Origin of the sequence: Bacillus sp. GMa5/1 (genome assembly GCF_050172015.1) — a bacterium.
Lineage (GTDB): Bacteria > Bacillota > Bacilli > Bacillales > Bacillaceae_G > Bacillus_A > Bacillus_A cereus.
Window position 1 is genome coordinate 43,134 of the sequence record NZ_JBNLYC010000015.1, and the last position, 15,206, is coordinate 58,339.

Here is a 15,206-nt window from a genome sequence, read left to right on the forward strand (position 1 = left end):
TTTTATTTACCAATTTCGTGACGTTTACGATATACCTCATACATTAACAAACTTGCGGCTACTGAAGCATTTAAGGATGTAACTTTACCAACCATCGGTAGAGTGATTAAGAAATCACACTTTTCACCAATAATACGACTCATACCTTTTCCTTCACTACCAATTACTAATCCAATCGGCATTGTACCATCTAAATTACGGTAATCCGTTTTCCCTTTGGCATCTGTACCAGCAATCCAAAGTCCACGCTCTTTTAATTCATCAATTGTACGAGATAAGTTTGTTACGCGCGCAACAGGAATGTATTCAATCGCTCCTGTTGATGCTTTCGCAACTGATGCGGTAAGTCCCACAGCTCTTCTCTTCGGAATAATAATTCCATGAGCTCCTGTTGCATCAGCAGTACGCATAATAGAACCTAGGTTATGCGGATCTTCAATCTCATCTAAAATCAAGAAGAACGGATCTTCATTACGTTTTTCTGCCACTTTGAATAAATCTTCTAACTCTGCATACTGATATGCAGCTACTTGAGCAATTACACCTTGATGATTACCCTCAACTAATTGATCTAACTTTTTCTTTGGTGCATGTTGTAAAATAATCTTATTTTCTTTCGCTAACGCTAGTACAATTTGTACTTGTCCTTTGGCAGCACCTTCTGCGATCCAAATTTTATTAATATCTCTCCCTGATCTTAACGCTTCAATTACAGGGTTACGTCCGATAATATATTCACTAGTCATGATGATGTGCCCCCTTCCTTTTCTTCTAAAACTGCAATTGCCTTATATACAATTTCATCTAATCTTTCACGATTATTTAATAAATGATGATAACCAATTAGTGCTTCAAAGGCTGTACTATGTCGATATGTTTGTACATCCGTATTTTTCGGAACTGTACCTGAATTTGCATTACGCCCTCTTCTTAATACCGCCTCTTCTTCCTCTGTCAAAAATGCCGTCTCTAATAAATGATAAACAACTTTCGCCTGTGCTTTTGCTGAAACAAAGCTCGTCCCTAAGCGATGTAATTGATTAGGGCGAACTTTTCCTTTTTGAAGGAGGTGATAGCGGATATATTGTTCATATACCGCATCACCCATATACGCTAACGCCAAGCTGTTTAATTGCTTTGCATCAATCATCCTTATCCTCTTTTCCATCTTGTACCTTGAGCGGTATCTTCTAAAATAATATTACGTTCTTTTAAATCGTCACGAATTTGATCAGACAATGCGAAATCGCGATTTTTACGAGCTTCAATGCGCTTTTGGATAAGCTCTTCAATTTCTTCATCCAGTAATTCTTCTTTTGATAATTCTAATCCTAAAATATCAAATAACGTTTCCAGTTGTTTTACGTATGCTTCAATCACAACTTTAGATGTATGTTCTTCAAGTAAATATTGATTTGCATGATTTGCTACGTTGTATAATTCGGTAATTGCATTTGCAGTGTTAAAATCATCATTCATTGCCTCTTCAAATGCAGTCTGGAATTTCTCTATTTCAGCTAACCATTTCTCATTATGGTCCGTTAAATCCGTACTACTCTCCATACGATGCTTTAAGTTTCCATAAGCTGTTTTAATTCTTTCCAGTCCATTATTCGTACTTTGTAATAACTCTTCACTAAAGTTAATCGGGTGACGATAGTGTACTGATAACATAAAGAATCTAATTAACTGCGGGTCGTATTGCTTAATAATATCGTGAACTAAAATAAAGTTACCCAGCGATTTAGACATCTTCTCATTGTTAATATTAATATATCCATTATGCATCCAGTAACGTGCAAACGTTTTTCCAGTCAATGCCTCTGACTGCGCAATTTCATTTTCATGATGCGGGAACGCCAAGTCTTGCCCACCAGCATGAATGTCAATTGTATCCCCTAAGTACTTACGCGCCATTGCTGAGCATTCAATATGCCATCCTGGACGTCCTTGCCCCCAAGGGCTTTCCCAGAAGATTTCTCCTTCTTTCGCAGCTTTCCATAAAGCAAAATCAAGAGGGTCTTGTTTCTTTTCCCCTACCTCAATACGAGCACCGTGACGTAAATCTGCGATTGGTTGATGTGATAATTTACCGTAACCTTCGAATTCCTTCGTCTTAAAGTACACATCACCCTCTGATTCATATGCATACCCTTTATTCACAAGTTCTTGAATAAATTCAATAATGATATCCATATTTTCTGTTACACGAGGATGAACTGTTGCGTGTTTGCAACCTAGTGCTGTTACATCTTCAAAGTACGCTTCAACAAAACGATCAGCAATCGTTGGTACATCTTCACCTAATTCATTTGCCGCTTTAATTAATTTATCATCTACGTCCGTAAAGTTAGATACATATTGCACATCGTATCCTTTGTATTCTAAATAACGACGCACTGTATCGAATACCATAGGAGGTCTTGCATTCCCAATATGAATGTAGTTATAAACTGTAGGTCCGCATACATACATCTTTACCTTATTTTCTTCTAATGGAACAAACTCTTCTTTTTGACGTGTTAACGTATTATAAATGTGAATAGTCATTTTTATCCTTCCTTTCTACCTTTAATTCCAATTGTTTCTTCAATTTATCAAGTTCTACTTCCATAGCCTTTAATTTATCAAAAATCGGATCTGGAAGGTCAGAGTGATTTAATTCTTGACCAATCTTTACTCCATTTTGAATAACGACACGGCCAGGTATACCTACAACTGTAGAATGTGCAGGAACTTCTTTTAATACGACAGACCCTGCTCCGATTTTAGAATTCTCTCCCACAGTAATAGACCCAAGAACTTTAGCACCCGTCGCAATTAATACATTATCCTGAATTGTTGGGTGCCTCTTCCCTTTTTCTTTTCCTGTACCACCTAATGTAACCCCTTGATAAATCGTTACATTATCACCAATTTCACAAGTTTCTCCAATTACAACTCCCATTCCATGATCTATAAAAAAGCGTCGACCAATAGTTGCTCCTGGATGGATCTCAATGCCAGTAAAAAAGCGGCTCACTTGTGAAACAAAACGTGCAAGAAAGAAAAAATTTCTTTTATAAAAAGCATGTGCAATTCGATGGGCCCAAACTGCATGTAATCCAGAGTAAGTTAAAATGACTTCGAAATAACCTCTTGCCGCTGGATCCTGTTCAAAAACGACTTCAATATCTTCCCGAAGCCTCTTAAACATCGGTGTTCCCTCCCCTTTATGGGCTGCTTTTTTGTCGAACGAACTCCCCTAACTCATCACTTCTCCCCTAATTCTTTATATAAGGAGATAAATTCTATATTCATACCTATTTACACGGTATAAAAAAAAGGCGTCTCTGTCATATTGACAGAGACGCCTTTTAAGCGCGGTTCCACTCTGTTTAGGCTTAAAAAAGCCTCAAACTCATCCATGATAACGGTGTACACCGCTTCTGCTTACTTTGCGGCCTAAGACATCCCACGAAGCAATTCGCTGTTCAGCAGAAGACTCGAAGGGGCATTTCAAAAATCCGCTTATAAACCACTCCCAGCCTAAAGGTGGTTCTCTCTGTAAAAAGCCTGATTTTCTACTTCTCCTTCTCGTCGCTTTTCCTTATTAGGTTTTAGGTATACTTATTATATTTCTAAACCTAGAAAATGTTAACCAATTACTTTTTGAAGACGATTTAAAACTTTTTCTTTTCCAAGAAGTGCAATAGCATTCGGAAGCTCTGGACCATGCGTTTGTCCTGTAGTTGCAACACGGATTGGCATAAATAAATTTTTACCTTTATGTCCTGTTTCCTTTTGAACTGCTTTAATCGCTGCCTTAATTGCTGCTGGCTCCATTGCTTCTAGAGCTTCTATTTGACCAGCAAATGCACGAAGTACTTCAGGTACTTGTTCACCATTTAATACTTCTTGTCCTTCTTCTTCATAATCAACATGATCTTTAAAGAACATTTCAGAAAGCTCTACAATTTCAGCTCCAAAACTCATTTGTTCATGGTATAAAGCAATTACATCACGAATCCAAGCTTGGTCTTGTTCGCTTAAAGTTTCTCCCACACGTCCAGCTTTCACTAAATGCGGTAAGCTTAACTCTACAACCGTATCTAAATCTTGCTTTTTCATATACTGGTTGTTCATCCATTTTAGTTTTTGAGAATCAAATAATGCAGGTGATTTTGATAAACGAGCTGCATCGAACATTTTGATAAACTCATCTTTAGAGAAGATTTCTTCTTCTCCTACCGGAGACCAACCTAGTAGTGCAATAAAGTTAAAGATTGCTTCTGGAAGATACCCAAGCTCTTTATATTGCTCAATAAATTGAATAATAGATTCATCACGCTTACTTAACTTTTTACGACTTTCATTAACAATTAGAGTCATATGACCGAATTGTGGAATATCCCAGCCGAAAGCTTCATAAATCATCATTTGTTTCGGTGTATTTGAAATATGATCATCACCACGAAGTACATGTGTAATTTCCATTAGATGATCATCTACTGCTACTGCAAAGTTATAAGTTGGAATTCCATCTTTTTTCACAATAACAAAATCACCGAAATCATTTGAATGGAACGCAACTTCATCTTTTACAATATCTTTGAATGTGTAGTCACGATCAGCTGGTACACGGAAACGAATACTTGGAATACGTCCCTCAGCTTCAAATTCTTTCACTTGTTCTTCAGTTAATTCACGGTGGTTACCTGCGTAACGAGGTGTTTCACCGCGAGCGATTTGTCCTTCACGCTCTGCTTCTAGCTCTTCTTCTGTCATATAACATTTATAAGCTAGACCACGCTCTAATAAATCTTCATATAATTTTTTATAAATATCTAAACGCTCTGTTTGGCGATATGGTCCAAATTCACCACCAACATCAACACCTTCATCCCAGTCCATACCGAGCCATTTCAAGTATTTTAATTGGCTTTCTTCTCCACCAGCCACGTTACGTTTTACATCAGTATCTTCAATACGAATAATAAATTTGCCATCTAAATGACGAGCAAATAAATAATTAAATAATGCCGTACGCGCATTTCCGATATGTAAGTGTCCTGTTGGACTTGGCGCGTAGCGCACTCTCACTTGCTTTTCCATAATTGGTACACCTTCCATTCTTAATGTCAACACATTCTATAATTGTACACCAAAAAAATGTGATTATCCATCTTACGAATTAAAAACCATTATTTTTTCTGTAATAAAACAACCGCTTGAGAAGCAATCCCTTCTTCTCTACCTGTAAATCCTAATTTTTCTGTTGTTGTTGCCTTTACATTAATGTTATTGATAGACGTTTCTAACAGTTCACTAATGCGCTTACGCATGCTCTCAATATGTGGTGCCATTTTTGGTTTTTGAGCAATAATTGTACAATCTAAATTTCCTAACTCGTAACCTTGTTCACGCACAAATTCCCAAACTTTTTGTAACAATACAGCTGAATCTGCATCTTTAAAAGCTGGGTCTGTATCAGGAAAATGCTTTCCGATATCTCCTGCTGCAATCGCACCTAAACATGCATCAGCAATCGTATGTAACAATACATCTGCATCTGAATGACCAATTAATCCTTTCTCGTGTGGAATTGTAATTCCACCGATAATCAACGGACGCCCTTCCGCAAATTCATGTACATCAAAACCTTGTCCAATTCGAAACATCCTTACTTCCTCCTTAAGCTAAACTACTGAGCTTTATGACTCTATATTATATCGCTATCCTTATAAAGAAAAGCCCGGCTGTTGCCGAGCTTTTCTTTATTAACACATCATCAACGTTATTTCTTCTGAACACGAAGGAAACTTTCAGCAATTAGTAGATCTTCCGGAGTCGTCACTTTAATATTATAGTAACTCCCCTCCACTACACCAACTTGCTTCCCAACGCGTTCTACGAGACTTGCATCATCTGTTCCAAGAAAACAACTTTGCTTTGCGCTTCTATGAGCTTCTAGCAAAAGAGAAACAGAGAATCCTTGTGGTGTTTGTACAGCGTTAAGTTGAGACCGCTCTACCGTTTCTACAACAACACCCTGCTCTACTTTCTTAACAGTATCTTTTACTGGCACTGCACAAATGGAAGCTCCATATTTTTCTGCTGCAGTTAATACATCGCGAATCACTTTATTCGTTACGAACGGGCGCGCCCCGTCATGAACAAGAACATATTCGACACCACTCGCATACTGAAGTGCGTTATATACGCTATCTTGTCTTTCGGCTCCACCCTGAATAAATTGTACCTGCTTTTCAATCTGGTACTTCTGCATCAACTCTTCAAAATACGGGCGTTCTTCTTCGTTAATTGCCATAATAATACTTTTGCACGCTTTATCTTTTTCAAAAGCACGCAATGTGTGCACAATAATTGGTACTTCATCTATAAGTAAAAATAACTTATTTTTACCAGCACCCATTCGTTTCCCTTGGCCCGCTGCCGGAATAATTAATGTATACATATTAATAATCCTCTACTTATAATGCTTTTTCTAGCAATTTACGTTTTGCGAAAATCATACGACCAGCCGATGTTTGTAATACGCTAGTAACAAGTACATCAAGTTGTGAACCCACATACTCTCTACCATCTTCTACTACAATCATCGTACCATCATCTAAGTATGCAACACCTTGATTCTGTTCTTTACCATCTTTCACAACATAAACACTTAATTCTTCACCAGGGAGTACGACTGGTTTAATCGCATTAGCTAAATCATTAATGTTTAACACCGTAACCCCTTGTAATTCAGAAACTTTGTTTAAATTGAAATCGTTTGTTACTACAGTTCCACCAGTGATTTTTGCCAACTTTACAAGCTTGCTATCTACTTCTTGGATATCATCGAAATCGCCTTCATAAATTTCTACCGGAATTGGCATCTCCTTTTGAATACGATTTAAAATGTCTAGCCCTCTGCGGCCACGATTACGCTTTAAAGCATCTGAAGAATCGGCAATATGCTGAAGCTCTTCTAATACGAATTGCGGAATGACAATTGTTCCTTCTAAAAACTTTGTTTGGCAAATATCTGCAATACGTCCGTCAATAATTACACTCGTATCAAGAATTTTCCAATGAGTCGTAGATTTTTCTGCTTCGACCTCTACCTCTTCATTCTCACTATTGTTTTTCTTCTTACCTCCGCGTTGGGGTAATGTAAATAATCCTAGCAATTCATTCCTCTTTTTAAACCCTACTTGGAATCCTAAATATCCAAGTAAAAGGGTGAAGAACACTTGCAACACCGTACTAATAACTGGAATTGTAAATTCACGAATTGGTATCAAAATTAAATATGCAACAATAAGACCAGAGATTAATCCTAATGTACCAAATAAAACATCTGCTACAGGCGCCTTTACAAGAGCCTCTTCAATATGCTTAATAAGTTGAACAATATAATCTACAAGCCAAAATGTTGTTAAAAATAAAATAATTGCACCAATAATTGCACGAACATACGATCCTTCCAACAAAGGAACCGCACCGATATCTAATACATTAATAATTTTTGGGATTAAGTAAATCCCTAACGCTCCCCCGATCACTAAAAAGAAGAGCTGTACAATCCGTTTTAACATCCAACCACCTCCTACTCATTATTAACCATTGTTTCGCTAATCAAAACGCCGAATGCAAAAGCGGACGTGTTTTTTTGTAAATAGTTTTATTTACCAATATATCATATCATATACCAAAAATGTTCTAGTGTCGTTATATTATAGAATCAATGTAATATTCTTAATTGTGTCTACTCATATAGAGATGCTCTTGAATTCTTTTTAGACCTTCTCGTATTTTCTTCGCTCTCACTTCTCCAATTCCTTCCACATCATCCAATTCATTAATAGTTGCTCGGCAAACACCTTGCAATGTTTTAAATCGATTAATTAAATTCTCGATAATAAGTGGCGGAACACGAGAAATCTTGCTTGTGATTCGGTACCCTCTAGGTGTCACACTTTCTTCTAAGCTTGTTTGTCCTGGATAGCCAAGTAATTTAACTAAATCACTATCCTCTAAAAGTTGTGTATTTGCAAGATCTTGTAACTTTTTCAAGATTTGATGATGGTCTTGTGTTTTCTCCTGGTGATAATCTTTAATTAACAATGCTGCCTCTGCCTCTAAATCAGCTAGTAATTCTGTAAGCTGTAAACGAATTAACCTACCTTCTGTTCCTAACTCATGAATATAGCTCAATATTTCATTTTTTATACGCAGCACCATTTCAACACTATGTAAAACGTGAACCACCTCGGACATTGTAACGACCTCTTCAAATTCTAGAATACCCAAATTCGTAATGCCGTCATTCCATACAGCCTTATATTTTTCTAGCGTTTGAATTGCTTGATTTGCCTTCGTTAAAATGACACCTATATCTTTTAATGTATAACGTAAGTTCCCTTGATATAGCGTAATTACATTACGTCTTTGTGAAATGGCCACAACAAGGCTGCCCGTCTGCTTTGCTACACGCTCTGCTGTTCGGTGACGCATACCTGTTTCAATAGAATCAATAGATGAATCCGGAACTAACTGTGCGTTTGCAATTAAAATTTTACTTCCAGTTTCATTTAAAATAAGTGCTCCATCCATTTTTGCTAATTCATATAAACTAGCAGGAGAGAATGCGCAATTAATATGAAAACCACCATCAACAATGCTTTTAATCTGCTCATTATACCCAAGAACAATTAGTCCCCCTGTTTGTGCACGAAGTACATTATCTATCCCTTCGCGCAGTGGTGTTCCCGGGGCCACGAGCTGTAAAATATTAATTATACTTTTGACACGTTGCTTATTTTCTTCCATAGCCTAGCCTCCTAATGTCAAACGAAGCGCTTCTCCTAAATTAGAAACACCCACAACCTCAATCCCCTCTGGAATTGTCCACCCCCCTAAATTTTTTCTAGGAATGATAGCACGTTGAAATCCTAATTTAGCTGCTTCTTGTACACGTTGTTCGATTCTTGATACTCTTCTTATTTCTCCAGTTAATCCAACTTCTCCTATTACCGCATCAGTTGGTGCCGTAGATTTATCTCTAAAACTTGAAGCTATACTTAAGGCAACAGCTAAATCAATTGCCGGTTCATCTAATTTCAAACCACCAGCTACTTTTAAATACGCATCTTGATTTTGTAATAGTAAACCTGTTCTTTTCTCTAGTACCGCCATAATAAGCGAGACACGATTATGATCAATTCCTGTCGCCATTCTTCGAGGATTTCCAAAACTAGTAGGGGAAATTAATGCCTGTATTTCTACTAAAACTGGTCTTGTTCCTTCCATTGAGGCAACTACTGTTGAACCTGCAACTCCAACTGGTCTTTCCTCAAGGAAAATTTCAGAAGGATTTAAGACTTCTGCAAGGCCAAGTTCTTTCATTTCAAAGATACCCATTTCATTCGTAGAACCAAAACGATTCTTTACAGCTCGTAAAATACGATATGTATGGTGTCGATCTCCTTCAAAGTAAAGAACTGCATCGACCATATGTTCTAACATACGCGGCCCCGCAATTGCACCTTCTTTTGTCACATGTCCTACGATGAAAATTGGGATTCCCTTTGTTTTTGCAAGTTTCATTAATTCTGCTGTACATTCACGTACTTGCGCCACGCTACCAGGAGCTGATGTCACCTCAGGTAAATGTATCGTTTGAATAGAATCAATAACAACAAAAGCAGGATTCATCTCTTCAATATGTGCTGCAATACGCTGTAAATCTGTCTCTGATACAACAAATAGATTACTACCATTTACATGTAAACGATCTGCACGAAGTTTAATCTGCTTTGCTGACTCCTCACCTGATATATACAATACATCATATGAAGCATCTGCTAATTGCGAGGAAATCTGTAATAATAACGTTGATTTTCCAATCCCAGGGTCCCCACCAATAAGTACTAAAGATCCATCTACAATTCCGCCACCTAGTACACGGTTAAACTCCTGAAATTTTGTTTCAATACGTGCCTCAGACTTTGTTTCTACTTCTGTAAGACGTCTTGGTTTTGTTACTTCTGTTTGAATTGCATTTGCATAATTTAGGCGTCTGGATGATACAACGGGTTCCATCTCTTCAACAAGCGAATTCCATTGACCACACCCTGGACATTTACCCATATATTTTGGTGATTGATAACCACACTCTTGACATGTGAATTTTGTTTTCTTTTTAGCCATATCTTTTTATATTTCACTTCGCTTTCATCTATAAACATTTGACCTTCTCGTACAAGAAAGAGGGCTATCTCGTAGCCCTCTTAGTTTGTCTATACTTATTTTACCTTTTCAGCACTATGAATGACAAATGTTTCCCCTTCTACATCAAAGATAACTTTTTGTCCTTTCTCAATAGCACCTTTTAAAAGTTCTTCCGATAGTCTATCTTCTACATGCTTCTGAATTGCTCTACGTAGTGGACGAGCACCATATTCACGATCAAACCCTTTATCAGCAATAGCTGCAATCGCCCCTTCTGTTAATTGCAATTCAATTTCTTGTTCTTTTAAGCGATTCACTAACTGATTTACCATAAGAGTCACAATTTCTTGAATATGTTTTTTCTCAAGCATATGGAATACGATAATTTCATCAATACGGTTTAAGAATTCTGGACGAAATGCCTTTTTCAGCTCATCCATTACTTTACCTTTCATATCCGAATAATCACGGCTTTCATCTTGTACGTTAAATCCAAGATGTTTGTTACGTTTTAACGCCTCAGCACCAACGTTAGACGTCATAATAACAATCGTATTACGGAAGTCAACTGTACGTCCTTTAGAATCAGTTAAACGACCATCTTCCAATACCTGTAGTAAAATATTAAATACATCAGGATGCGCCTTCTCTACTTCATCTAATAGGACAACTGAATACGGCTTACGACGAACCTTCTCTGTTAATTGTCCGCCTTCTTCATACCCAACATATCCTGGAGGAGAACCAACTAAGCGAGAAGTTGAATGTTTCTCCATATACTCAGACATATCAATGCGAATCATTGCATCCTCATCACCGAACATAGATTCTGCCAATGCTCTTGCTAATTCTGTTTTACCTACACCTGTTGGTCCTAAGAAAATAAATGAACCAATTGGACGTTTCGGATCTTTCAGTCCTGCTCTTGCACGACGAACAGCTTTCGCTACAGCCACTACCGCTTCATCCTGGCCGATGACACGATCATGAAGAATGGATTCTAAGTTTAATAATTTATCAGTCTCTGTTTGTGCAAGTTTAGAAACAGGGATACGTGTCCATGTAGAAACGACATTTGCAATATCTTCTACCGTAACCTCTGAATTTTCTTTTCCTTGTTGTTCTTTCCACTGACGCTTTGTATCTTCCAATTTCTCACGTAAGCGTTGTTCCATATCACGTAAGGAAGCAGCCTTTTCAAACTCTTGACTTTGTACAGCCGCATCTTTTTCTTTTCGAATTTCCTCAAGATTCACTTCAAGCTCTTTTAAGTTTGGTGGTGTTGTATAAGAACGTAAGCGAACCTTTGAAGCAGCTTCATCAATTAAATCAATTGCTTTATCTGGTAAGAAACGATCCGTAATATAACGATCAGAAAGTTTCACAGCTGCATCAATTGCATCATCTGTAATAGACACACGGTGATGGGCCTCATAACGATCGCGTAAACCTTTCAAGATTTGAGTTGATTCTTCTAGACTCGGCTCATCAACATGAATTGGCTGGAAACGTCTCTCTAAAGCTGCATCCTTTTCAATATATTTACGATACTCATCTAAAGTTGTCGCACCAATACATTGTAATTCTCCGCGTGCTAAAGATGGTTTTAAAATATTTGATGCATCGATTGCACCTTCTGCTCCACCTGCACCGATTAATGTATGAAGTTCATCAATAAATAGAATAATATTCCCTGCTTGACGTATTTCATCCATTACTTTCTTTAAACGATCTTCAAACTCACCACGATATTTCGTCCCAGCTACCACTGTTCCCATATCTAGTGTCATAACACGCTTATCTCTTAACGTTTCAGGAACTTCATTATTTACGATTTGCTGTGCTAACCCTTCAGCAATTGCTGTTTTACCTACACCAGGCTCTCCAATTAACACTGGATTGTTTTTTGTTCTACGGCTTAACACTTCAATTACACGTTGAATTTCTTTACTACGTCCAATAACAGGATCCAAACGATTCTCACGTGCAACAACTGTTAAGTCGCGCGCTAAACTGTCTAGTGTCGGTGTATTTGCATTTGTCGATGAACCACCTTGGTGACCTGAACTTGCTTCGTTACTTCCAAGAAGTTGTAACACTTGTTGTCTTGCTTTGTTAAGGCTGACGCCTAAATTATTTAAAACACGTGCCGCTACACCTTCACCTTCACGGATTAAGCCAAGTAAAATATGTTCTGTTCCAACGTAAGAATGTCCTAGCTTACGCGCTTCATCCATAGACAATTCAATAACTTTTTTAGCACGAGGTGTATAATGTACAGTTTGAGAAGCTTCTGTTCCACGTCCAATTAACGCTTCTACCTCTTTTTGCACTTTCTCCGGGCTCAATCCAAGAGCAATTAACGCTTTTGCTGCAATTCCTTCACCTTCGCGTACAAGCCCAAGTAAAATATGTTCTGTTCCAATATTATTATGCCCAATGCGAATTGCTTCCTCTTGAGATAAAGCTAATACTTTCTGTGCTCTTTCTGTAAATCTTCCAAACATCATAGAAATCGCCTCCTACTTGCGCTTAGTTTTTTTCAATACGTAATCGCTCACGGATTAAGGTTGCTCTTCGATAATCTCTTTCTTCTGGTCCTAAAGGTCCTCCTGCGTATTGTTGTAAAATACCTGGTTGCGTAAGAACCATTAGCTCAGTCAAAATATTTCTCGATATACCTTTTATATATCCTAGATCAATACCAAGTCGTACATCCGATAAGCAAGTTGCCGCTTCTGCAGATTGAATTAAACGACTATTTGCTAGTATACCGTAAGAACGATAAACCTTATCTTCAAGCTCAATACTCGAATTTTGTACAATTAATTCTCTGGCCAATTTTTCTTGTTGTATAATTTGCTGCATGACACTCTTTAAATCTGCAATAATATCTTCTTCGGATTTCCCTAGCGTCATTTGATTTGATACTTGAAATATATTACCTAACGCTTCGCTACCTTCACCGTATATTCCTCTTACTACTAAACCTAATTTTTGAATTACTTGTATAATACGGCTAATTCTTTTTGTTAAAACCAGCCCTGGTAAATGAATCATTACAGAAGCTCTTAATCCTGTACCAACGTTAGTAGGACAACTCGTAATATATCCAAGTGATTCATCAAAAGCATATTCAACCTCTTTCTCAATCCAATTATCTATTTGATTGGCGCTTTGAAGCGCCTTTGATAACTGTAGTCCTGGAAATAGGCACTGAATCCTAATGTGGTCTTCCTCATTAAGCATCACACTAATGTGTTCGCTTTCTGATAACAGACATGCTCCATATTCAGTCCCTGCTAGATTTGGACTAATTAAATGCTTTTCGACTAAAACTCTCCTTTGAAGAGGCGTTAATTCATTCATTTTTAATAGTCCAAACTTCCCAAAGGGCTCTACCGCTTTATTTATAAATTTCTTTTTAAATAATTCTTGAACCTTTTGAGCTTCCTCTTCGTTTTGCATAGTAGAAAATTGATATTGCTTAAAATTACGAGCCAAACGAATTCGACTACTTAAAACAATATCAGAATCAGGGCCATCCCCCTTCATCCATGGACTAATCGCTTCATTCATAATTTTGTCCAGTGACATAGAACTACTCCCCCTCTCTATGCTCACTAAGCTGAGTTTCAAGCCCTCGAATTTCATCTCTTACCTCAGCAGCTTTCTCAAACTCCTCATTCTGTACATATTGTTTCAGAATAAGTTTTAGTTCATCTAATTCTTTCTTTAAGTGGATATTTCCTTCCATTCGTTCCGGAATTTTTCCACAATGTTCTGTATGTCCACCATGAAGTCGCTTTAACAATGGGTTTAAGTGTCCTTTAAATGTATCGTAACAAGAAGCACAACCAAAGCGTCCCACCTTTGTAAAATGTTCATATGTCATCTTACAACCTGGACATCTTACTGTATTTGTATTTGAAAACCCGTTTTTTCCTTCTCCAAACATTGTTGATTCACCGTGTAATAAACCAGCAAATACATCATGAAATGAAAAGTTAGACTGTGATGATTGAAAGAAAGGCGTATAGCCACTTTGCTCCGCACATTGCTCACAAAGATGAACTTCCGCCTTCTTCTCGTTGATTACTTTTGTATAATGTAAAGTTGCTGGTCTTATATTACAGTTTTGACAAGTCATCAATATCCCCACCTTTACAACAGGAACGATCTACCTCATGATACTTTTCATACATTACTAGATTGTCCTCTTTCCTTAATCCATTTAGATAAAAGTACATGCTCTTTTTCAAAACTTCTACAATATTTAACTGCCCTATCTTAATTATCATTCTTTTACAAAAGCTGTATTTATTTATATTTCAGTGTTCTTAACATTGCGCATAATATTCGAGCCCTAAGTTCATCTCGAGAAGGAATATCCATTGATAATACAGAACGATCTAGTACACTTAACATTAGTTTTGCTTCACGGCCTGTTATGATTCCCTCTTCTAATAAACGTATAATCATACTCTCTGCATTCCCTTGTGCAACGCTATGATCAATCATATGAAGCATTTGATCAATAATGTCTATATCATCATGCAGTTTGACTTTTATAATGCGAATGTAACCTCCTCCACCACGTTTACTTTCTACTACAAATCCTCTTTCTAATGTAAAACGGGTATTGATTACATAATTGATTTGAGATGGTACGCACTCGAATCGATCCGCAATCTCATTTCTTTTGATTTCAATCACATTATTATTACTTAAGTCAATAACTTGCTTTAGATATTGCTCAATGATATCAGATATATTTCTCATTTATCCGCCACCTTTATTGACTTTGACTATCTTTGACTTTAATTATATACGTATTAATAAAATTTGCAACTCTTTTGCTTATTCACTATCCTAGCCACATTCCCCTGCATTTAATCAAAATAGTAATTATTTAAGCACATTTTTTTAATTACTATGGATTATAAAAGAAAACACGAAAAAACACGAGTCATTTGACTCGTGTTTAG

At 37.1% G+C, this 15,206-nt stretch carries 14 protein-coding genes and 1 other annotated feature; all 14 genes read right to left on the minus strand.

The window, feature by feature from the left end; translation table 11 throughout:
• Positions 1–2 precede the first annotated feature (2 nt).
• Positions 3–746 carry a 23S rRNA (guanosine(2251)-2'-O)-methyltransferase RlmB gene (gene rlmB, locus ACQGSG_RS06410; RefSeq protein ID WP_000200237.1) on the minus strand — a complete coding sequence of 248 codons (744 nt, stop codon included), beginning with the start codon at positions 744–746 and terminating at the stop codon, positions 3–5.
• Positions 743–1,150: a Mini-ribonuclease 3 gene (locus ACQGSG_RS06415; protein ID WP_000564261.1), complete on the minus strand. Its 408-nt coding sequence runs from the start codon at positions 1,148–1,150 to the stop codon at positions 743–745. The genes rlmB and ACQGSG_RS06415 overlap by 4 nt, the downstream gene beginning before the upstream one ends.
• A 2-nt stretch (positions 1,151–1,152) precedes the next feature.
• Positions 1,153–2,550, minus strand: coding sequence for a cysteine--tRNA ligase (gene cysS, locus ACQGSG_RS06420; RefSeq protein ID WP_000152276.1), 1,398 nt, complete (start codon positions 2,548–2,550; stop codon positions 1,153–1,155).
• Positions 2,531–3,196, minus strand: coding sequence for a serine O-acetyltransferase (gene cysE / locus ACQGSG_RS06425; RefSeq protein WP_000476497.1), 666 nt, complete (start codon positions 3,194–3,196; stop codon positions 2,531–2,533). Before cysE ends, cysS begins: the two co-directional genes overlap by 20 nt.
• Positions 3,197–3,342: 146 nt before the next feature.
• Positions 3,343–3,589, minus strand: a binding site (T-box leader).
• A 47-nt stretch (positions 3,590–3,636) separates the two neighbouring features.
• Positions 3,637–5,094 carry a glutamate--tRNA ligase gene (gene gltX, locus ACQGSG_RS06430; RefSeq protein ID WP_000415143.1) on the minus strand — a complete coding sequence of 486 codons (1,458 nt, stop codon included), beginning with the start codon at positions 5,092–5,094 and terminating at the stop codon, positions 3,637–3,639.
• Between the two features lie 89 nt (positions 5,095–5,183).
• On the minus strand, positions 5,184–5,660 hold the full coding sequence (ispF, locus tag ACQGSG_RS06435; RefSeq protein WP_000488388.1) for a 2-C-methyl-D-erythritol 2,4-cyclodiphosphate synthase: 477 nt from the start codon (positions 5,658–5,660) through the stop codon (positions 5,184–5,186).
• A 116-nt stretch (positions 5,661–5,776) separates the two neighbouring features.
• Positions 5,777–6,457 (minus strand): 2-C-methyl-D-erythritol 4-phosphate cytidylyltransferase, encoded by a 681-nt coding sequence (gene ispD, locus ACQGSG_RS06440; protein ID WP_000288286.1) that lies wholly within the window; start codon positions 6,455–6,457, stop codon positions 5,777–5,779.
• A 16-nt stretch (positions 6,458–6,473) separates the two neighbouring features.
• Positions 6,474–7,583 carry a PIN/TRAM domain-containing protein gene (locus tag ACQGSG_RS06445; protein ID WP_000919677.1) on the minus strand — a complete coding sequence of 370 codons (1,110 nt, stop codon included), beginning with the start codon at positions 7,581–7,583 and terminating at the stop codon, positions 6,474–6,476.
• 160 nt (positions 7,584–7,743) lie between these two features.
• Positions 7,744–8,817: a DNA integrity scanning diadenylate cyclase DisA gene (gene disA / locus ACQGSG_RS06450; protein ID WP_000392158.1), complete on the minus strand. Its 1,074-nt coding sequence runs from the start codon at positions 8,815–8,817 to the stop codon at positions 7,744–7,746.
• Between the two features lie 3 nt (positions 8,818–8,820).
• Positions 8,821–10,197, minus strand: a complete 1,377-nt coding sequence (radA, locus tag ACQGSG_RS06455) for a DNA repair protein RadA (protein WP_001085202.1) — start codon at positions 10,195–10,197, stop codon at positions 8,821–8,823.
• Between the two features lie 95 nt (positions 10,198–10,292).
• The gene (gene clpC, locus ACQGSG_RS06460) at positions 10,293–12,728 is read right to left on the minus strand and encodes an ATP-dependent protease ATP-binding subunit ClpC (protein ID WP_000971187.1); all 2,436 of its coding nucleotides are present in this window, start codon (positions 12,726–12,728) and stop codon (positions 10,293–10,295) included.
• A gap of 22 nt (positions 12,729–12,750) precedes the next feature.
• On the minus strand, positions 12,751–13,815 hold the full coding sequence (locus ACQGSG_RS06465) for a protein arginine kinase (protein ID WP_000050842.1): 1,065 nt from the start codon (positions 13,813–13,815) through the stop codon (positions 12,751–12,753).
• A 4-nt stretch (positions 13,816–13,819) separates the two neighbouring features.
• Complete coding sequence (locus ACQGSG_RS06470) at positions 13,820–14,368, minus strand: UvrB/UvrC motif-containing protein (RefSeq protein ID WP_097814229.1); 549 nt, start codon at positions 14,366–14,368, stop codon at positions 13,820–13,822.
• A 170-nt stretch (positions 14,369–14,538) separates the two neighbouring features.
• The gene (gene ctsR, locus ACQGSG_RS06475) at positions 14,539–15,000 is read right to left on the minus strand and encodes a transcriptional regulator CtsR (protein WP_001244565.1); all 462 of its coding nucleotides are present in this window, start codon (positions 14,998–15,000) and stop codon (positions 14,539–14,541) included.
• Positions 15,001–15,206 lie beyond the last annotated feature (206 nt).